The 21,200-nt window shown below is 55.7% G+C and carries 16 protein-coding genes; 14 read left to right on the top strand and 2 right to left on the bottom strand.

Going from position 1 to position 21,200, the window contains the following annotated elements:
* Window positions 1-25: 25 nt before the first annotated feature.
* Entirely contained in the window at window positions 26-637 is a 612-nt protein-coding gene (locus DBY66_RS07555) for a phosphatase PAP2 family protein (protein ID WP_039385398.1), read from the bottom strand.
* A gap of 233 nt (window positions 638-870) precedes the next feature.
* Between DBY66_RS07555 and udk the strand changes: the two genes are divergently transcribed.
* From udk to asmA, 3 genes are all read left to right on the top strand, one after another.
* Window positions 871-1,509: a uridine kinase gene (udk, locus tag DBY66_RS07550; RefSeq protein WP_039385396.1), complete on the top strand. Its 639-nt coding sequence runs from the start codon at window positions 871-873 to the stop codon at window positions 1,507-1,509.
* Between the two features lie 86 nt (window positions 1,510-1,595).
* On the top strand, window positions 1,596-2,177 hold the full coding sequence (dcd, locus tag DBY66_RS07545) for a dCTP deaminase (RefSeq protein WP_039385394.1): 582 nt from the start codon (window positions 1,596-1,598) through the stop codon (window positions 2,175-2,177).
* 59 nt (window positions 2,178-2,236) lie between these two features.
* Window positions 2,237-4,033: an outer membrane assembly protein AsmA gene (asmA, locus tag DBY66_RS07540; protein ID WP_108569530.1), complete on the top strand. Its 1,797-nt coding sequence runs from the start codon at window positions 2,237-2,239 to the stop codon at window positions 4,031-4,033.
* Between the two features lie 611 nt (window positions 4,034-4,644).
* Here asmA and DBY66_RS07535 read toward each other — a convergent pair.
* A complete protein-coding gene (locus DBY66_RS07535; RefSeq protein WP_108569531.1) occupies window positions 4,645-6,213 on the bottom strand; it encodes a TerC family protein in 1,569 nt (522 codons plus the stop codon).
* Window positions 6,214-6,996: 783 nt separating this feature from the next.
* Between DBY66_RS07535 and wbaP the strand changes: the two genes are divergently transcribed.
* From wbaP to galF, 11 genes are all read left to right on the top strand, one after another.
* The gene (wbaP, locus tag DBY66_RS07530) at window positions 6,997-8,430 is read left to right on the top strand and encodes an undecaprenyl-phosphate galactose phosphotransferase WbaP (RefSeq protein WP_039385388.1); all 1,434 of its coding nucleotides are present in this window, start codon (window positions 6,997-6,999) and stop codon (window positions 8,428-8,430) included.
* A 299-nt stretch (window positions 8,431-8,729) separates the two neighbouring features.
* The gene (locus DBY66_RS07525; protein WP_175540437.1) at window positions 8,730-9,860 is read left to right on the top strand and encodes a polysaccharide export protein; all 1,131 of its coding nucleotides are present in this window, start codon (window positions 8,730-8,732) and stop codon (window positions 9,858-9,860) included.
* Window positions 9,861-9,869: 9 nt separating this feature from the next.
* Window positions 9,870-10,304: a protein-tyrosine-phosphatase gene (locus DBY66_RS07520; protein ID WP_039385385.1), complete on the top strand. Its 435-nt coding sequence runs from the start codon at window positions 9,870-9,872 to the stop codon at window positions 10,302-10,304.
* Between the two features lie 12 nt (window positions 10,305-10,316).
* Window positions 10,317-12,494 carry a tyrosine-protein kinase Wzc gene (gene wzc / locus DBY66_RS07515; RefSeq protein ID WP_039385383.1) on the top strand — a complete coding sequence of 726 codons (2,178 nt, stop codon included), beginning with the start codon at window positions 10,317-10,319 and terminating at the stop codon, window positions 12,492-12,494.
* A gap of 275 nt (window positions 12,495-12,769) precedes the next feature.
* Window positions 12,770-13,687 carry a glycosyltransferase family 2 protein gene (locus DBY66_RS07510; RefSeq protein WP_094111749.1) on the top strand — a complete coding sequence of 306 codons (918 nt, stop codon included), beginning with the start codon at window positions 12,770-12,772 and terminating at the stop codon, window positions 13,685-13,687.
* Window positions 13,688-13,752: 65 nt separating this feature from the next.
* Window positions 13,753-14,505 carry a glycosyltransferase family 2 protein gene (locus DBY66_RS07505; RefSeq protein WP_104085192.1) on the top strand — a complete coding sequence of 251 codons (753 nt, stop codon included), beginning with the start codon at window positions 13,753-13,755 and terminating at the stop codon, window positions 14,503-14,505.
* Window positions 14,506-14,580: 75 nt separating this feature from the next.
* On the top strand, window positions 14,581-15,615 hold the full coding sequence (locus tag DBY66_RS07500) for a glycosyltransferase (RefSeq protein ID WP_108569532.1): 1,035 nt from the start codon (window positions 14,581-14,583) through the stop codon (window positions 15,613-15,615).
* A gap of 58 nt (window positions 15,616-15,673) precedes the next feature.
* Window positions 15,674-17,884, top strand: coding sequence for a phage tailspike protein (locus DBY66_RS07495; protein ID WP_108569533.1), 2,211 nt, complete (start codon window positions 15,674-15,676; stop codon window positions 17,882-17,884).
* A 500-nt stretch (window positions 17,885-18,384) separates the two neighbouring features.
* Window positions 18,385-18,669: a hypothetical protein gene (locus DBY66_RS07485; protein ID WP_108569535.1), complete on the top strand. Its 285-nt coding sequence runs from the start codon at window positions 18,385-18,387 to the stop codon at window positions 18,667-18,669.
* A gap of 3 nt (window positions 18,670-18,672) precedes the next feature.
* Entirely contained in the window at window positions 18,673-19,896 is a 1,224-nt protein-coding gene (locus tag DBY66_RS07480) for a glycosyltransferase (RefSeq protein ID WP_039385372.1), read from the top strand.
* 380 nt (window positions 19,897-20,276) lie between these two features.
* Window positions 20,277-21,173 (top strand): UTP--glucose-1-phosphate uridylyltransferase GalF, encoded by an 897-nt coding sequence (galF, locus tag DBY66_RS07475; RefSeq protein WP_065648921.1) that lies wholly within the window; start codon window positions 20,277-20,279, stop codon window positions 21,171-21,173.
* The last annotated feature ends 27 nt before the right edge of the window (window positions 21,174-21,200 follow it).

The following is a 21,200-nucleotide window of genomic DNA, read 5'->3' as shown; positions in this document are numbered from 1 at the left end:
TGAATTGGCTTAAGTCATGGCGCTGTCAGCGAAAAAGGTCGGCACGCTTAAACGGTTTTTCCAGTCCGGCGAGCTTGACCGACAGACGCTCCAGGAACTGCTGCGTGGTGGCGACGCGCCCGTGACCCATCAGCAGCAGCGGCACCAGGAAGGCGACGCCAACCTGCAGGGCGCTAAAGCCTTTCAATACCGTGCGGCGCTGGCTGATGAGAAACGCGCTGCTCAGGGTAAAACCGAGCAGCAGGCCCGCCAGCACTTCACTGACGGAGTGCGCATGAATAACCAGGCGGGAGAAACCCACCATCAGCGGGATCGCATACCCGATGGCGATCGTCACGGCGCGCCAGAAAGTGGACCAGCGCCCGGAGATCAGCCACATCATTACCGGCCAGAGCGTGGAGGACATCGCGCTGTGGCCGCTGAAGCCGGTGAAGTTAAAGCGTGCGCTGCCGATGCCAAAGCCAAGAAACATAATTTTAGACAGGCTGACCAGCAGCCCGGCGAGACCAAACGCCAGCAGCCAGTACCAGACGGTACGCTGACTGCTGCTTTTCCACGGCAGCACCAGGGCGATGATCACCGCGGTGGGGATCAGCAGCATGCTGTCGCCAAAATAGGTCAGTGTTCTCCAGCTCATATTTTTCCTTGCAGGGCTAACGGGCGACCCGCACAAACCGGGCGCGGGCAGCCCGACAGTCTATCGGTTCAGCGGCTGCCTGCCAAAAGGAGATTTTCTGAAAAAGGGCGCCGCCGCATTTACTCTGGCGTCAAACCGGCGAAATACCTATAATTGCCGCCACCAAACCCTCTCATTTGGCCCGTTGCTGCTTCGGCAGAGGCGTGCTCCCAGTTATCAGGTCTCAAAAAAGTATGACTGACAAGTCCCATCAGTGCGTGATCGTTGGCATCGCAGGTGCATCTGCATCCGGAAAAAGCCTTATTGCCAGCACGCTCTTTCGTGAAATCCGTGACCAGGTCGGTGACGAGCATATCGGTGTGATCCCCGAAGATGCCTACTATAAAGATCAAAGCCACCTCACCATGGAAGAGAGGGTAAAAACCAACTATGACCATCCGAGCGCGATGGATCACGATCTGCTGCTGCAGCATCTGCGTGCGATCAAGTCAGGACAGGATATCGATCTGCCGGTTTACAGCTACGTTGAACATACCCGCACCAGCGAAAGCATTCATCTGAAGCCAAAAAAAGTGATTATCCTTGAGGGCATTCTGCTGCTCACTGACGCGCGCCTGCGTCAGGAGATGAACTTCTCTATTTTTGTCGACACCCCGCTGGATATCTGTCTGATGCGCCGCATGAAGCGCGACGTGAATGAACGCGGTCGCTCTATGGATTCCGTCATGAATCAGTATCAGAAAACGGTCCGTCCGATGTTCCTGCAGTTTATCGAGCCTTCCAAACAGTACGCCGACATTATTGTGCCGCGCGGCGGTAAGAACCGTATCGCTATCGATATTCTCAAAGCGAAAATTAATCAGTATCTTTAATACGCTGTTTCGGCATGGATCGAATGCGTCAGGGCTGTCACCGTGCTGGCGGCCTTTCGCTACACTTTAATTAGGGAGTTACTGCGATGAGATTATGCGATCGCGATATTGAAGCCTGGCTCGACAGCGGCAAGCTGGCCATTGAGCCGCGTCCGCCGGTGGAACGCATTAACGGCGCCACGGTAGATGTGCGGCTGGGTAACGGGTTTCGTACCTTCAGCGGCCATACTGCCGCCTTTATCGATCTGAGCGGACCCAAGCAGGCGGTAAGCGCCGCGCTGGATCGGGTGATGAGTGACGAGATTGTATTACCGGATGGCGAAGCGTTTTTCCTGCATCCGGGTGAGCTGGCGCTGGCGGTGACGCTGGAGTCGGTGACCATTCCGGACGATCTGGTTGGCTGGCTGGATGGACGTTCTTCCCTGGCACGACTAGGGTTAATGGTTCACGTTACGGCACACCGCATCGATCCGGGCTGGCAGGGGCGTATCGTGCTGGAGTTTTACAACTCCGGCAAGCTGCCGCTGGCGCTGCGTCCCGGTATGCTGATTGGAGCGCTGAGCTTTGAACCGCTGTCGGGCCCGGCCGCACGTCCCTATAACCGGCGTGAAGATGCAAAATATCGCGGTCAGCAGGGTGCTGACGCCAGCCGTATCGATAAAGATTAATCGCTGTACCCGCGCCCGGGCAGGGCTGACGAGGCGCGGATCATCACATTGAGGATGCAATGAGAAGATTGATAACCACGCTGGCCATCCTGTTAGTGGTAGTGGTGGCAGGGATGGCCGCACTGGTACTACTGGTTAACCCCAATGACTTTCGCGCCTACATGGTAAAACAGGTAGAGCAGCGCAGTGGTTATCAGCTGGTCACGGGCAGCGATTTGCGCTGGCACGTCTGGCCTCAGCTCAGCATTCTTTCCGGACGTATGAGCCTCACCGCACCCGGTGCCAGCCAGCCGCTGGTGACCGCCGAAAATATGCGGCTGGACGTCGACCTCTGGCCGCTGCTCACGCATCAGCTCAGCGTCAGTCAGGTAATGCTGAAAAACGCGATTATCCGCGCCACGCCGGAGAGCGCGCCGCAGAAGCCTGGCGGCGCCCCCATCGGGCCTGGCGACAGCGAGCCGGCATTAGCCGCCTCACAGAGCTGGAGCCTGGCCATTGCGAAACTTCGCGTGGCTGATAGCCTGCTTATCTGGCAGCAGCCGGGCGGAGAAGAGTACAACTTCCGCAATCTTAATCTGAGCCTGGATCAGGACAGCCGCAAACAGAACCACATTGAGCTGAGCACGCGCCTGTCGCGTAACCAGCGCAACCTCAGCGTTGCCCTGCAGGGCGAGATGGATGTCTCACGCTATCCGCATCAGGTCAGCGGCGAGCTGGCGCAGCTTGATTATGCGCTGGATGGCGCGAACCTGCCGGTGCAGGGAATTAAAGGCGCGCTGAGCGGAAAAGCGATATGGAATGCCGATAAACAGCAGTTCTCACTGGCCGATATGCAGCTTACCGCCAATGACAGTACGCTGCAGGGCAGCGCGGAAGGACGCATTGCAATGCCGCAGCAGCTGCGCCTGGCGCTGCATGCAACCTCGCTAAACATCGATAACCTCGCCGTCAGTACCCCGGTCAGCAGCGGCAGCGGGACCGTGCAGGCCGCGCCGGTGCAGCCGCCGGTCATTGCGGAACCGGTACTGCGCAATAACGCCGATTCACCGCTTAATACGCTCGATCTGCAGCTTGCCCTGAAGGCGGACCAGAGCCAGTGGCGCGGGCTGACGCTCAGTAACCTGCAGATCGACGCCAGCAATCAGCAGGGTCTGATGACGCTCAGCCGGTTACAGGGCCGGCTGGGTGACGGTCATTTCTCGCTGCCGGGTCAGATTGATATCCGGCAGCCGGTTACCCGGGCTGCGTTTCAGCCTGAACTGGAGAATATTGCGATTGCCCCTCTGCTGAAAGCGCTGGCGCTGCCCGCTGCGCTTGAGGGGACGCTATCGCTGCAGGGTAAGGTGAGTGGAGCCGGGCTGAGTGTAGAAGAGGCGAAGCAGAACTGGCAGGGCAGTGCCGATCTTGAGGCCACCAATCTGCAGCTTACGCAGCTTAATCTGCAACAGATGGTACGCCGCGCCGTCGCGCGCGCCAGTAGTGAGGTCACCAACGATCAGCCTGATAGCCAGGGCATACAGCAGCTGGCGGGCCATATCAGCCTGCAGCAGGGAAAAGTAGCGTTTACCGATCTGCAGGGCGGCAGCAGCCAGCTGGCGCTTCAGACGCGCGGAACCGTTGACGTTGTGCAACAGCAGCTGGATGTCACCATCAATATGATGCTGCGCGGCTGGAAAGGGGACGAGCGTCTGGCAAAAGTCCTGAATCAGCAGCCCATTCCGCTCCGTATGTATGGTCGCTGGGACAAACTGCAATATTCGCTGCCGATAGATGATGTTGTGCGCCAGCAGCTGCAGAGCGAAGCGAAATCGCGTCTTAATCAATGGCTCGATCGCCACCCGTCAGGAGCGCATTAATACGGCAGGTGCGCGTTAACCACCAGGGGCGCATCAACACGGCTGGGTCGCATAAACACGCCAGGGGCGCATAAATGCGCCCCCTACGGTTTTGTAGGGGCGCCATTTATGGGTCCCGGGTGCCGGGTTGCGGATTCTGACCGGGGCGCGAACATGCCAGGGGCGCATAAATGCGCCCCCTACGGTTTTGTAGGGGCGCCGTTTACGGCGCCCGGATGCCGGGTTGCGGATTCTGACTGGGGCGCGAACACGCCAGGGGCACATCAACACACCAGGGGCGCATAAATGCGCCCCCTACGGTTTTGTAGGGGCGTCGTTTACGGCGCCCGGATGCCGGGTTGCGGATTCTGACTGGGACGCGAATACGGCAGGGGCGCATAAAAACGCCAGGGGCGCATCAACACGCCAGGGGCGCATAAATGCGCCCCCTACGGGGTTGTAGGGGCGTCATTTATGGCGCCCGGATGCCGGGGTGTGGATTGCGACTGGGGCGCGAACACGCCAGAGACACATAAATACACCAGGGGCGCATAAATGCGCCCCCTACGTTTTGTAGGGGCGCCGTTTACGGCGCCCGGATGCCGCGTTGTGGATCCCGAATGGGGCGCTGTCTACGGCGCTTCTGATAAAGGATGCGGCATAATTTCCACTTTCTGTACCCGATGATTCTCCACCTGCAGCGCGCGCAGCAGGTAATCTCCTATCCGCAGCTCTTCACCCTCTTCGGGGACATGCTGCAGCGTGTCCATCAGCAGGCCGGCCAGCGTGTGATAATCGCGTTTATCATTTACCGGCAGCGCGACATAAAGCGCCAGATCGTCCAGCGGCATATGCCCGTTTGCGATCCAGCCTCCCTGCGGGCCGGGTTCAATATCGTAGCGCGCATCCAGCTCCTCTCCTTCATTAGGCAGATTACCGGCGATCGTCTCCATCACGTCGCTCAGCGTCACCACGCCTTCGACGGAGCCAAACTCATCGACAATAAAGGCAAAATGCGTGCGCGCCTGGCGAAACTGCTCCAGCGCCTGCAGCAGCGTTACCCGTTCCGGAAACACCAGCGGCTGACGGATCAGCGCGCGCAGGTCAAGGGAATCACTGTGCAGCGACTGATGCAGCAGATCGATAACGTGCACCACACCCAGCGGATCGCGGCCATTTTCCGTCACCAGAATACGCGTGTGCTGATTGCGATCGAGCTTCGCCATAATCTCTTCAGGCGCTTCACTTAAATCAACCGATTCCACATCGTGCCGGGAGGTCATAATGGTGTTGATCTGCCGCTGCGCCAGCCCCAGCACCCGGGCGATCATCAGCCGCTCCTGACGATTAAACAGAGCGCCTTCATCGCTGTGGCTCAGCAGCGAGGCCGTATCCGCATCCAGTTCAGCACGCTGCGCCTCTCCGCGCAGAATGCGCAGGACCGCTTCGGCCGTGCGCTGGCGTAGCGGACGGCCGGCTGACAAAAAGCGGCGGCGATTAAAGCTCGCCAGCTGATTGAGCATTTCAATCAGAATAGAGAAACCGATAGCGGCGTAGAGATACCCTTTGGGAATAACAAAGCCAAACCCCTCTGCAACCAGGCTGAAGCCAATCATCAGCAGAAAGCTCAGGCAGAGGATCACAATCGTGGGATGACTATTCACAAAACGCGTCAGCGGCTTGCTGGCGAGCAGCATAAGCAGAATAGCGATGGTGACCGCGGCCATCATTACCGGCAGCTCATTGACCATGCCCACTGCTGTGATGACAGCGTCGAGGGAGAAAATGGCATCCAGCACCACGATCTGCGCCACCACCGGCCAGAATTTAGCGCCGTTCTTATTTTGACCACCCTCATCGTCACCCCCTTCGAGTCGCGCATTTAGCTCAGTGGTCGCTTTATAGAGCAGGAAAATACCGCCCAGCAGCAGCAGCAGATCGCGTGCGCTGAAGCTATGCTGCCAGAGGGTGAGCAGAGGCTGTGTCAGCGTGACCAGCCATGAAAGCGAGGCCAGCAGCCCGAGGCGGGTCAGCAGCGCCAGCATCAGGCCAATCACGCGCGCCCGGTCGCGCAGCAGCGGCGGCAGCTTTTCGACCAGAATGGCAATAAACACCAGGTTATCAATGCCCAGCACCAGCTCCAGAATGATTAGCGTTACTAATCCCGCCCAGAGCGACGGATCAAGGATCCACTCCCACATACTCATGTCACCGTAATGTCTCAAAATGGGTTTAATCTGATGATAGTGAATGGCCGGAAACAGGGCAAAACCCTGCCGACCCTGCTGGTATAAGGTTATACGTGTCAATCGGGAAAATGTTCAGAGTGCAGCAGGCAAAATAAGCAAAATGTATGGATTAAGAATGCAGGAGGAGGGGCGTCGCGCACAATTAATTGTTATGCCAGGTGGTGAGGTTTGCCGCGTACATTTTACCAATCGTATATCCGAATAATTCTGAATTTTCACCGCTGATTGCGCGGCAGATGTGGCGTCATTACTAATGGCTGGTAGTCTTTTTCCTAAAATAGCACAGGGGGCACGGGCCCTACTTGTAAACAAGCCAGTAATAACTAGTATAGCAACGTGTCAGTAAATGTCTGCGCCAATCTGGTTAATAGCGCAGGGTAATGCATTTTAAAGTTGTGAATTGTGAACCTGCACGATCCTGCCAGGAGTTATCCTGGAAAAATGGTTAAAAAAGCGCAAAACAGGATGAGCAGGCGGTATTGGCAGCGACAGCCAGGGGCGGTAGCGTGCCTGAACCGGCTTAAACAGGAAATGAACTGTCTGGTGTAGCGGCAATGGAACTCAGACTAATCCGTTGGTATTTATCACAATTTTCTGGCGAAAAGCAATAGAGAATTGACCTAAATACCGGGGAGTTCGCCGCAGTTTGCTCAACAGGCTCCGACTGAGTATCGCTCATTTATTACACAGGCCTGTAGCGTTAGGGATTAGGGAAATAAAATAAAAGAGTTAAATATGCGCGATAACGAATTTACATATAAAAGTCTTCTGACCAAATTTTTACTGGCGTGCTCAGATTTAATTTGTTTTAACGCGGCGTTGTTTATTGCACTCGCCCTGATTAATTCATTATCTGACTCGCCACTGGCTGATATCTCTGAAAAAGATCTCAATTTAAAAATTGCTACTCACATCTGTCTGTCAATTATCTGTACGGGCTGGTTCTGGGTTCGTCTGCGCCATTACACTTACCGCAAACCTTTCTGGTTTGAGCTGAAAGAGATATTTCGTACCGTGTTTATTTTCTCGGTTATCGATTTGTCTATTTCTGCATTATCGCAGTGGCAGATGTCGCGCTTTGTCTGGGTACTCACCTGGATTCTGGCGCTGATCCTGATCCCGGTGGCGCGTGCCGTTTCCAAACGGGTACTGAACCATTTTGGTATGTGGAAAAAGCAGACCATCATCATTGGCAGCAGCCGTAACGCACAGGAAGCCTGGCAGGCGCTGCAGAGTGAAGAGGTGATGGGCTTTGACGTTATCGCCTTCTTTGATGTCGACGGCAGCTGTCCGCAGGCCAGCATTTCCGGCGTACCGGTACTGCATAACGAAGCTGAGCTCTGGCAGTTAACCAACAGCGAAACGCAGTTTATCGTTGCGGTTGAGTCTGAGCAGAGTCAGCATCGCGATCTGTGGCTGAAAAACCTGGCTATGCACAATTGCCGTTCAGTCTCCGTTATTCCGACGCTGCGTGGTGTACCGCTCTATGGTACGGATATGGCCTATATCTTCAGCCACGAAGTGATGATTCTGCGTGTAAACAATAACCTGGCGAAGCGTACCTCGCGCTTCCTCAAGCGCGCGTTCGATATCGTTGGTGCGCTCGGTATTATCGTGGCGCTGTCGCCGGCGCTGCTGGTCCTCGGCTTTATGGTTGGCCGCGATGGCGGACCGCCGATTTACGGTCACGAACGCGTCGGTATGAACGGACGTAAGTTTAAATGCCTGAAGTTCCGCTCAATGGTGATTAACTCCAAAGAAGTGCTGGAGGAGGTGCTGCGCACCGATCCGGTTGCGCGAGCGGAGTGGGATAAAGATTTCAAACTGAAAAACGACCCGCGTATTACCAAAGTCGGCCATTTTATCCGTAAAACCAGTCTGGATGAGCTGCCGCAGCTGTGGAACGTGGTGCGTGGTGACATGAGCCTTGTCGGGCCGCGTCCGGTGATTGAAGATGAACTCTGCCGTTATGCCGGGGATGTAGATTACTACCTGATGGCGAAGCCAGGCATGACGGGATTGTGGCAGGTCAGCGGTCGTAACGACGTTGACTACGAAACACGCGTCTATTTCGACTCGTGGTATGTCAAAAACTGGTCGCTGTGGAATGACATCGCGATTCTGTTTAAGACAGTCGGCGTAGTGCTTAAGCGCGACGGCGCATATTGATAGACAGCGAAGGCGGGGGAGGGTATCTCTCTCGCTGAATAACTGCCGGTGCTGGGAGTCTTGTTATCTGAACACTGCCATTATCGAGCCTGATTAAAGCGGAGAGGTTGTTGAGCTGCACTATTCCGCTTTAATTGATGTCGTCCGGGGGCACGGTGACAACATAAAAACCAAGGGAGCAATGATAATGACCCACAGTTTCAGTGTTTAACCCGTTAAATTAAATTTTTGTAAGACGCTTACACAGCGGCGTTTTCGCCTCTATCAATCATTAACTGATAGCGAATAACCAGATGATAATGAAAACTAAATTGATACCTTTACTGGTATCCGCAACTTTTCTCTCCGGGTGCACCATTGAACCAGGTTCGCACCTTACGACCAGCGGAAAAGATGTCATTGAGCAACAGGATAGCAACTTTGACATCGATAAATACGTAAACGTCTTCCCGATGACTCCTCGTCTGGTTGAACAGATGCGTCCTAAGCCACTGGTTGCACAGGCTAACCCACAGCTGCAGAACGAGATTCAGAGCTACGAATACCGCATCGGCGTGGGCGACGTGCTGAATGTCACCGTCTGGGATCACCCGGAACTGACGACCCCGGCCGGCCAGTATCGCAGCGCCAGCGACACCGGCAACTGGGTACAGGCTGACGGCACGATTTTCTATCCGTACATCGGCAAGGTACGCGTTGCGGGTCGCACCGTAACGGAAGTGCGTGCGGAGATTGCGCGTCGTCTGGCGCAGTACATTGAAAGCCCGCAGGTAGATGTCAACCTGGCGGCTTTCCGCTCGCAGAAAGCGTATATCACCGGGTCGGTGACCACTTCCGGTCAGCAGCCGATTACCAACGTGCCGCTTACCGTGCTGGATGCGGTCAACGCCGCGGGCGGCCTGGCCGCTGATGCTGACTGGCGCAACGTCGTGCTGACGCATAACGGCCGCGAGCAGCGGATTTCGCTGCAGGCGCTGATGCAAAATGGCGACCTCAGCCAGAACCATCTGCTCTATCCGGGCGACATTCTTTACGTTCCGCGTAATGACGACCTGAAAGTCTTTGTGATGGGTGAAGTGCGTCAGCAGGCTACGCTGAAGATGGATCGCAGCGGCATGACGCTGGCAGAAGCACTGGGCAACGCGCAGGGTATGGATCAGACCACCTCTGATGCAACCGGCGTGTTCGTTATCCGTCCGATTCGCGGCGCGAACCGCACCAAAATCGCCAACATCTATCAGTTGAATACCAAGGATGCGGCGTCAATGGTGATGGGTACGGAGTTCCAGCTGGAACCGTATGACATCGTCTACGTCACCGCGACACCGATTACCCGCTGGAACCGCGTTATCTCCGGACTGCTGCCGACCATCGTAGGTATCGACGATGCAAGCTCGTCAGCGCTGCGCTTCCGCAACTGGTCGAACTAAGGTTTTACCATGATTAAGTCAGTGTTAGTGGTCTGTGTGGGTAACATCTGCCGTTCGCCAACCGCCGAGCGGCTGCTGAAGCGTGCACTGCCGCAAACGCGCGTGGCCTCGGCGGGCCTGGGTGCCCTGGAAGGGTACCCGGCCGATAAGATGGCCAGTGAGGTTGCCGCTGAACATGGCCTCTCGCTCGACGGACATCAGGCGCAGCAGTTAACGGCAGAGATGTGCCGTGACTTCGACCTGATTCTGGTGATGGAGAAGCGCCACATTGAGCAGGTCAACCGCATCGATCCCGCCGCGCGCGGAAAAACGATGCTGCTGGGGCACTGGCTTAATCAACAGGAAATTGCGGACCCGTACCGAAAGAGCCGTGAGGCCTTCGACGCTGTGTACGGGTTACTGGACAACGCAACCCAGAAATGGGTCAACGTATTAAGCCGATAGTTGGGATTATCCATGAATATTAAAAACAAGGTCATGACCGCGCCAAAAGAAGATTCGAATGGATGGGATCTGGCGCATCTTGTGGGACAGCTGGTTGATCACCGCTGGATCATTGTTGCCGTTACCGCCTTCTTTATGCTGGTGGCAACGCTCTACACACTGTTTGCGACGCCAATCTATAGCGCAGACGCCATGGTTCAGGTTGAGCAGAAGAACACCGCTTCGGTGCTGAACGACCTGACCGACGTTCTGCCAGCCATGCCGGCATCCGATACCGAGATTCAGATCCTTGAATCCCGTATGGTTATCGGTAAAACCGTTCAGGACCTGGGCCTGGACAGCGTGGTGCAGCAGCACTACTTCCCGGTTATCGGTAAAGGCCTGTCGCGCCTGATGGGTAACAAGCCAGGCCAGATCGCTATCTCACGCCTGGAAATCCCGCGCAGCATCGATAAGCGTACCGTTGAGCTGGAAGTAACCGGTGCAGATACCTATACCGTAAGCAGCGACGGCGACGAGCTGTTCAAGGGCCGCGTGGGTCAGCTGGAGCAGCATGGCGAAGTCACTATGCTGGTCAGCGGTATTCAGGCGGATGAAGGCACGACCTTCAGCGTCACGAAACTGACCGACCTGCAGGCGATTAAAACCGTTCTGGGCGCGCTGACCGTAGCCGATAAAGGCAAAAGCACCGGCGTACTGGGCCTTGAGTATCGTGATGAAGATCCGGAGCAGGCGAGTCGTGTCCTGAACCAGATCGTCAACAACTACCTGCTGCAGAACGTTGAGCGTAAATCTGAACAGGCGGAAAAGAGCCTGCAGTTCCTGCGCAATCAGCTGCCTCAGGTGCGCGCCAAGCTGGATGATGCGGAAGATAAGCTGAACACCTTCCGTCGTCAGAACGCGTCAGTGGATATGTCGCTGGAAGCCAAATCCGCTCTGGATACCTCTGTCAGCGTGCAGAGCCAGCTGAACGAGCTGACCTTCCGTGAAGCGGAAGTATCGCAGCTGTTTACCAAAGATCACCCGACCTACCGCGCGCTGCTGGATAAACGCAAAACGCTGGAAGCGGAGCAGGCTCAGCTGAACAAGCGCATCTCCTCTATGCCGCAGACGCAGCAGGAGATCCTGCGACTGACGCGTGACGTACAGTCCGGTCAGGAGATCTACATGCAGCTGCTGAACCGTCAGCAGGAGCTGGGGATCAGCAAGGCGAGCACCGTAGGTGATGTGCGTATCATCGATAACGCTGAAACGGCCGGTAGCCCGGTTGCACCGAAGAAAACGCTGATTGTACTGGCTGGTCTGATTCTCGGTCTGGTGCTCTCGGTTGGTCTGGTGCTGCTGAAAGCGCTGTTCCATCACGGTATCGACAATCCTGAGCAGCTGGAAGAGCTGGGCATGAACGTCTACGCCAGCGTCCCGCTCTCTGAGTGGCAGCGCAAGAAAGATACCGAAGCCCTGGCGCGTCGCGGTCACAAAGAGAAGAGCGATCCGCACAATACGCTGCTGGCGCTGGGTAACCCGACTGACCTCTCCATCGAAGCGATTCGCAGCCTGCGTACCAGCCTGCACTTTGCGATGATGGAAGCGAAGAACAACATCCTGATGATCACCGGCGCCAGCCCGGGCATTGGTAAAACCTTTGTCTGTGCCAACCTGGCAACCCTGGTCGCCAAAGCGGGTCAGCGCGTACTGTTTATCGATGGTGATATGCGTCGCGGCTATACCCATGAGCTGCTGGGTGCGGATAACAAGCAGGGCCTCTCTAACGTCCTTTCCGGCAAGACTGAGTTCTCTCCGGCGATGATTCAGCGCGGCGTCTACGGCTTTGATTTCCTGCCACGCGGTCAGGTGCCACCTAACCCGTCTGAACTGCTGATGCATCGTCGTATGGGTGAGCTGCTGGAGTGGGCGAGCAAGAACTATGATCTGGTGCTGATCGATACCCCACCAATTCTGGCGGTTACCGATGCATCCATCATTGGTAAGCTGGCTGGAACGTCGCTGATGGTTGCACGCTTTGAGACCAACACCACGAAAGAACTGGATGTCAGCTACAAGCGCTTTGCGCAGAACGGCATCGAGATCAAGGGCGTGATCCTCAACGCCGTGGTACGCAAAGCGTCAAACGCCTACGGTTATGGCTACGACTACTACAACTACGAATACGGCAAAGAAGCCAAAAGCTAAATAACACCTTCACGGGGCGGTTTATCCGCCCCGTTTTTATGGTGAAGAATAGCGGCTTACAGCAGGGCAGGGCCTTTTCGGGCTCACCCCTTTTTGGTGCGTGTTGCACCGCAAAACAGACACACAGCACAATCTTTGGTATTTCCGTAATGGTACGCGGCATCCTCAGAAGAAAGAGTAATAACGGTATGATTTTTCGGAATAAAACCGATTTCTTTCCATGGCCTGCTCGCGCTACCGTTGGATCTGGAACAGCTGTTTAAGAGGTGCTGGCAATGCAGGACATTCGCTTCTCAATCGTTATTCCGGCGTATAACGCGTCGAAATCGATTATCACCACGCTCGACTGCGTTAAAGCGCAAAGCTATCGTAATTTTGAAGTCATCATTGTGGATGACAAATCAGCTGATGCGGCCGAGCTGGCGCAGGTGGTGCAGGGTGAGCGCTATCAGGAGCTGACAATTAAGCTGGAGCTCTCTGAGGTCAAACTCAACGGCGCCGGCGCCCGTAACAAAGGTATTGAACTGGCTGAAGGCGACTTTATCAGCTTCCTCGATGCGGATGATGAGTGGCACCCGAACAAACTTGCAGAGGTACGCGACACCATTGCGCGTCTGGAAGCGCAGGGGCGGTCACGCTACGTCATTTTCAGCCAGGTCAATATCCACCAGGATGGCCACTTTCTGAAAGTGATGCCGATGCAGGCGCCGGGCAAAAATGAGACCGTCGCTGAATATCTGTTTGGCTGCTACGGCTTTATCCAGACCAGTACCATCGTGCTGAAGCGCGAGGATGCGCTGAAAATCCAGTTCGATACGCGCTACATCCGCCATCAGGATTACGATTTCTGCATCCGCGCCGATCGCATGGGCTACGAGTTTGTGATGATTGCCAAACCGCTGGCAACCTATCACCTGGTGACCAAATTTGGCTCTAAGCATAAAGGGGAGTCGGTGAAATACTCCTACTTCTGGCTGGATAGCATGAAGCCGCATCTGACGACGCGAGACGTCCATACCTATAAGGCATTTAAACTGCCGCTGCGCTACAAGATGGACGGTAAATCGCTGCAGGCGAGCCTGAGCTTTGCCCGCTACTTTTTCCTGACCAACCGCGACAACCGCGCCTACTTTATGAATCGCCTGAAGGATAAGGTGAAATCGCGGTTTGGCGGCAGAAAAGCGGTCTCCTGACACACATTCACTTGCTCCCTGCGCGGGAGCAATTTTTTTGGTTCCTGACACTCCGGGCAATAAAAATGACAAATCATGTTGGCACCATCGGTATTGTGATGCCGATGTATAACGCACGTAAAACGGTACTGCGCGCGGTAGAGTCGATTGTTAAACAGACCTACAGCGACTGGCATCTCTATCTGGTTAACGACACCTCCACGGATGACTCTCTGGCCCTGGTGCGTGAGCACTGCCAGGATGCGCGCATTACTATCCTCAGCAATGAGGTTAACCAGGGCGCAGCAGAAACGCGCAACGTCGGACTGCGTGCTGCCAGCGAAGAGATCATCGCGTTTCTCGACAGCGATGATGAGTGGCACGCTGAGAAGCTGGCTGAGCAGGCTGCCGCCATTGCCGCCGGTGATGACTTCGTTATTACCCACTACCACTATAAAACGCAGAGCGCCGAACACGATATCACCTGGGGCAAACCGTACCTGCAGCAGGATAATTTCGTGAAGAAGCAGTATCGCGTCTGCTTTTCATCCGTCTGCTTCCGTCGTCCGCCGCAGGGGATCTTCTTCCAGCGCAAAGGGCATGAAGACTTTCTTTTCCTGTATGAGCTCTTCTCCCGCTACAAACAGGCGCGGGTGATCCGCAAAACGCTGGTGAACTATTACGAGCTGGGTGATTCGCTGTCGCGCAACAAAAATAAAGCGGCGAAATGGCACCTGGAATTATTAAGAATTATCTACAAAAACAACCCATTAAAAGTCTATTACTATTACACCTGGTATATGGTGAATGGCGTCCTTTTCGCCCTGAAGCATCGCTGAAATCCGCATGTTTGCGTGCAGTCATGCAGCCAGTAGGGGTTTTACGTTCACTATTTTTGAGGTGGAAAGCGTTAAATGAAAAAAGTCGTTTTGGTGATCAAAGATGCCTACTCCTATGCGGGCACCGAGAACATCTGTAACTTCATGTCAGAGTGCCTCGGTGAAGAGCACGCCGTCACTGTTTACTCCCTTGAGGGCCATGGCGAAACCTTTTACCCCTTTACACATGTAAAAGAGATCGTCAGTTTTGAAGGCCACAGCAACCCGATTAAAAGCGTAGTAGCACGTATCCATCAGGAAGGCTTCGACAGCGTTTTTCTCATCAGTATGGGCCGTCTGAGCGTCATGTTTGCGTTCTGGAACCTGATGATGCTGAAGAAAAAAACCTTTAAGTCCTACGCCTGCGAGCATATCGCTATCAACTCTTTCAGTAAGCCGATCAAACTCATGAAGTGGCTGCTGCTGCGCTACCACGATCGCGTGATTGTCCTGACGGATAAAGATCAGCAGGTCTTCAGCCGCTGGCATATCCGCAGTCAGCAGATCCCCAATCCGGTGGTGTACAAAGACTTTGAACGGCGTCAGCGCAGTCGCCAGGCGCTGGCGGTCGGGCGGCTTGATCACCAGAAAGGGTTCGATCTGCTGCTGGATATCTGGGCAGATTTCAGCAAAAAGCATCCGGAGTGGACGCTGGCGATTGCCGGCGATGGCGAGCTGCGCCAGCAGCTGCATGAGCAGGCGGCCGCACTCGGCATTACCAACAGCGTGAACTTTGTCGGCAAGGTCAGCAACATCAATGACTACTACCGCGACAGCGATATGGCGCTGATGACGTCGCGCTATGAAGGGCTGCCGCTGGTGCTGCTGGAGGCGAAATCCTGGTCCCTGCCGGTGGTTGCCTATGACTGCCCGACCGGCCCGCAGGAGATCATCAACCACGGCGCAGATGGTTTCCTGGTGCCGATGAACGATAAAGCCGCTTTTCTGGCGCGGATGGAACAGCTTGCCAGCGATGACGCCCTGTTCTTTGCTATGAGCGATAAGACAAAAGAGACCGCACTCAAGTTTGACGGTAATCAGATCAAACAGAGCTGGCTGGCGCTGGTATAAGCGTCACGCCTTTTTATGCCTGCCGGGACACACTGACTTTGACCACGGGATTATCAGCATGAAAAGAAGAGAAGTGTTGCAGGCAGCCGCCTCCTCCATTGTCACCGCGCTTTCCGTAAGCGCGTTTTCCAGCTATGCGGCGAAAAGCGGCCAGCCCGCGCTGAAGCCGGTCGATCCGGCCAGCGTGCCGCAGGGCGATGTGCCCATCCTTACGCCGGAAAATGTCTATACCATGCCGCCGCAGTTCTGGCAGAACTTTGAAGGCAGGCTGTGGATCGGTAAAGCGGGCAGCGACGCCAGCCAGAAAGGCAATCAGATACCGGTGTATCTGCGCGACGCCAGCGGTAAAGTGGCGCAAATCAGCCAGCCGATCGCGCTGAACAAAGGTAATTTTGCGCAGTTTATTCATGATAACGCTGCGCTGATTGCCAATCCGGCGCACTCCATGGCGGTGGAAGACAGCGAAGGAAACACGCTCTTCTCCATCACCGATGTCTCACGCCCCGGCCAGAATAATTTCAGCCAGCGTCTGGCCCAGCCAAACGGCTATCAGCTGATTGGCGAGATCCCCTCCGTTGAGGAGCTGCGTAAAACCCGCCCGCTGTTTGCCGGCGCCAAGATCAAGCTCAAGAGCTGGCATGAAGGGCTGGAAGTGGGTGGCGGTGAATTTGTCGGGACGTACGGCGACGCGCGCGATGATGATGGCGTCATCTTCAGCGGCAGCGGTTTTTACTGGCGGCGCGTGGTGGAAGATTTTAACCGCCTGACGCTGTTTGAATTCGGCGCTATCGCCGACGGCAAAACGGATGCGGCGCCGGCCATCAAAGCGATGTATCAGTGGTCGCTCGATAACAGTCAGCCAATCTGCGTGCAGTTTCCGGCCGGTAAGTTCTTTGTCACCGGCTGTGACTTCGGCGAGGAGGAGCAGCGCTTTTTCCGTATCTCCGGCGCGATGGTTAACTTTGGCTATTTTCCGGCGACCACGCTGGTCTCTGATGGCCGCTCCGACTTTGTGTTTAAAGTCAAAGCGCGCTGGACTGAGATCTCCAACCTCAACTTCAACGGCCAGAATGACAAGCGGCCCAACCGGCAGGGACTGTTCAGCAATACCTGTCCGGGCGGCCAGTTCTTTCGCGGCGCCTGCCTGCGCTTCAACCGCGTGGGAGGCACCTCAATCAGCCTGCTCGATACGCTCGACTGCAAAATTGACCAGTGGTATGCCGATACCTGCACCGGCGATGTTATCAAAGCGGGCTGGTCAGGTCAGAAAGCGGGCGCCTGGGATCACAGCACGGCGATAGAGCTCTCTAACTTTAACGCCCAGCGCTGTACCGGCGGGATGGTGCTGAACCTGCCGCGCTGCAGCCAGTCGATTATTCATAACGGCTGGATTGAGCACAGCGAGCATCCTGGCGATATCTCTAACGGACAGTGGATTATCGACGCGCTGAGCCTGGAGGATTGCAAAAACCCGCTTAATGCGCGCAACTCACGTCTCAATATGCGCCAGACGAATCTGCAGTCAGGCAGCTGGATCGACAACTCGCTGCAGGGTGAGCGCTGGCTGAGCATCTGGGAGATGGGCTCTACCCGCGTGGAGTCTTATGGCGTCGCCATCGACGGCAGCCTTAAATATAACTACATCACCTCGCGCTTCCGCCTCAGTAATAACACCAACCAGGCGACGTGGTTTGAGCTGGGCAACTTCTACTCGCCGGACGTGGGCGACAGCTGGGAGATTGAGCTGTTTGGCCAGTCACAGTTCAGCCCCGGCACCGATAATGCGCCGATGATGGAGGTGACCGGCGGCAAGCAGACCGGCGGACGGGCGGTGATCCAGCTGCAGCGCAAAACGCAGAAAGCGGAGGCGAGCTGGTCAGCCGAAGGCAGCTCCCCGGTGCTGGAAGTGCGGCTGGTGGCACGTTCCGACACCGATACCAAAGTCTGGGTCAGACTGGCAGGCTGGACGCCGGCCACCGTGGTGCTGATAAAAAGCACCGCCAAAGATCGCTTTATGACCGGACGCTGCGCGCGCGTTGACGCCACGATGGTCAAAGGCACGCCAGGCAACGGCAGCCAGCAGGCGCCGCAGCGCTTTAGTCTGCATAACGGTAAAGCGGGCATCGGCGGCAATGAGCAGGGCGATCTGCTGATGGCGTCACGCGAGCTGAAACCGGAGCAGGTGGATACGCGTCAGCCAAAAGGGTTTGTGTCGGTAGTGATCAACGGCGAGCAGGTTGCGATGCCTTATTTCGCCCTTAAGGGATAAATAAACGCTCCAGGGGCGCATTTATGCGCCCCTGGATGCGGGACCGGCTGACCCAGGGCGGCATGAATGCCGCCCCTGCGGACTGATGTAGGGGGCGCATTTATGCGCCCCTGGATGCCGGATCGGCTGACCCAGGGCGGCATCAATGCCGCCCCTACGCGATATGTAGGGGGCGCATTTATGCGCCCCTGGATGCGAAATTGGCTGACCCAGGGCGGCATGAATGCCGCCCCTACGGGAAATGTAGGGGGCGCATTTATGCGCCCCTGGATGCGGAATCGGCTGACCCAGGGCGGCATGCATGCCGCCCCTGCGGGCTGATGTAGGGGGCGCATTTATGCGCCCCTGAAATCACGTAAGAAGCTTTAGGTTAGATAACAGGCAGTTGGCATTACTTTTCGGGCGTTGTCCCATTGCAGTTTTTTTTGCCAGAGTTCACTTTGCTGCTCAGGACAGAAGCGGCGGCTTGTAAGAATTACAAAAATACATCTGGAGTTTGTATGAGGATTTTATTGGCGGGTAATCATACCTGCGGGAATGGCGGTGATGGCGCAATTTTGCACGGGATGACTGACTTACTGCAGGCAGCGTACGCAGAGCAGGATAGCGATCCGGCCTGCTGTTATCAGCAGCAGAAAACGCCCCGGAGCCTGATGGCTCGCGTAAAGCGTAAGAGCGTGCTGGCTGACGACGGCAATGTAAAACTTAACGTAAATACCGCGGTCGCGCAGGCGCGTGAAACAGGCAACCGCATCACCGAAGAACTTCTGACTGTACTGGGGTAAGTGATGAAGTTAACCTTTTTCACCATGCGTTTTCCGGTTGCCTCTGAGACGTTTGTCCTCAACCAGGTAACTCACTTTATTGATGCCGGCTATGACGTTGAAATCATCTCGGTGTTTCCGGGTGATATGATCAACCGTCACGCCGCGTTCGACGACTATAACCTGGCGGCAAAAACACACTATCTGCTGCCGGAAGAGAAGGTATCGAACCTCGACAAGCTCACGCAGCGTATCGGCCTGATGCTGCCGAAGATTGCCAAACCGGCGCTGATCAAATCGCTTAACGTGGGCCGCTACGGTGCACAGGCGAAGAAGCTGCTGCTGCCGGCGATTGTCGCTAATGCGAAACAGACCTTCACCGCCGATGTCTTTCTGGTGCATTTTGGCTACGCCGGCGCGCTGGCTAACAAGCTGCGCGAACTGGGCGTGCTGAAAGGCAAGCAGGCAACCGTATTCCACGGCGCTGATATCTCACGTCGCCATATTCTGGAAGAGCACAAGCAGGATTACGTCAATCTGTTTAAGCAGAGCGAGCTGATGCTGCCTATCAGTCACCTGTGGGAGAACAAGCTGATTGAGATGGGCTGTCCGCGCGAAAAAGTGCACGTGACGCGCATGGGCATTGAGCCGGAGAAATTTAACTTCCGGCCGCGCGAAGCGTTTCACCAGCCGCTGCGCATCGTCTCTGTGGCGCGCCTGACCGAGAAAAAAGGGCTGGACGTTGCGGTCAAAGCCAGTGAAATTCTGCGCGACAAAGGCGGCCAGTTTGAATTCACCATTATCGGCAATGGCGAGCAGGAAGGGATGATGCGCGAACATATCGCCCGTGCCGGCCTGAAAGAGATGGTCAGCATGCCGGGCTTTAAGCCGCAGGAGGAGATCCGCCAGGCGCTCAACGACGCTGACATTTTTCTCCTGCCTTCAAAAACGGCCGCCGACGGTGATATGGAAGGGATCCCCGTAGCGCTGATGGAAGCCATGGCGGTAGGGCTGCCGGTGGTATCCACCTACCACAGCGGCATTCCGGAGCTGATCCAGAACAACGTCAGCGGCTGGCTGGTCTCTGAGAACGATGCTGACGAGCTGGCTGCCACGCTGCTGCGTCTGTCGCGCGGGGACATAGATGTGGCACCGGTAGTCGCTGCCGCGCGTCATAAAGTGGAAACAGAGTTTAACCAGCACATTGCCTACGGGGAACTGGCGAAAATTCTGGAGCAGATGGTGTAAGCAGAATGAACGTCCGGGCAGGCTATCGGCAGGGTCATTTGCATGACAATGCCGGTCACCTGCGCGCTGGCTCAGAATCCAACCGGCAGGGGCGCTCTTCACGGCGCCCCTGTTTATTGTCTGACCATCCTATGCACGTCGTATCATTCTGAAAAACGACGGTCTCAACCCCATGCCCGAATGTTATTTACGTCACGCTTTTCACCGCCTTTAGCGCTTGAATTTGCCCGAAAAATTACCGCTGCTCATCGCCTGAAATAACTAATTTTTGATGCTGTGACAGAGAGTTAGTGTCGGCTTTTCAGATAAAGATTATACTTGCCCGAGCGGCCATTCCTGCATAATCGATGCATGTCTACACTTCATAAAATGGAACAAATATGACCAAGCTTAAAGCAGTAATCCCGGTTGCGGGCCTCGGTATGCATATGCTCCCTGCGACTAAAGCCATTCCAAAAGAGATGCTGCCTATCGTCGACAAACCAATGATCCAGTATATCGTTGACGAGTGCGTGGCGGCAGGCATCAAGGAGATTGTGCTGGTCACCCATGCTTCCAAAAATGCGGTGGAAAACCACTTCGATACAACCTACGAGCTGGAAGCCCTGCTGGAAGCGCGCGTTAAGCGTCAGCTGCTGAGCGAAGTGCAGTCTATCTGCCCGCCAGGCGTTACCATCATGAACGTTCGTCAGGCCGATCCGCTGGGTCTGGGTCACTCCGTACTTTGCGCGCGTCCGATGATTGGCGACAACCCGTTTGTAGTTGTGCTGCCAGACGTACTGCTGGATGACTCTACTGCCGATCACCTGCGCTATAACCTGGCCGCCATGGTTGCGCGTTTTGAAGAGACCGGCCGCAGCCAGGTTCTGGCAAAACATATGCCGAATGAAGATCTCTCTGAGTATGGCGTGCTGACCACCGAGCAGCCTATCGACAACCCGGGCGATATCAGTACGATCACCAGCATCGTTGAAAAGCCGGAGCATGCCGCTGAGCTGAACTCTGACCTGACGGCAGTAGGTCGCTATGTTCTGTCTGCAGACATCTGGGCTGAGCTTGAGAAAACCGAGCCAGGCGCATGGGGCCGTATCCAGCTGACTGACGCCATCGCGTCGCTGAGCAAAACCAAACCGGTTGATGCCCAGCTGCTGACCGGTACCAGCTTCGACTGCGGCCGTAAACTCGGCTACATGCAGGCGTTTGTCTCCTATGGCCTGCGCAGCAACGCACAGGGCCGCGACTTCCGCGAAGCGATTCATAAGATTCTGGATAAGTAAGCATTCCCATACCGCGCAGCCTGCGCG

Origin of the sequence: Pantoea sp. RIT413, assembly GCF_003057675.2 — a bacterium.
GTDB lineage: Bacteria > Pseudomonadota > Gammaproteobacteria > Enterobacterales > Enterobacteriaceae > Pantoea > Pantoea eucrina.
Note: the sequence above shows the minus strand (reverse complement) of the source record. Positions and strands in the feature narration are given on the sequence as shown.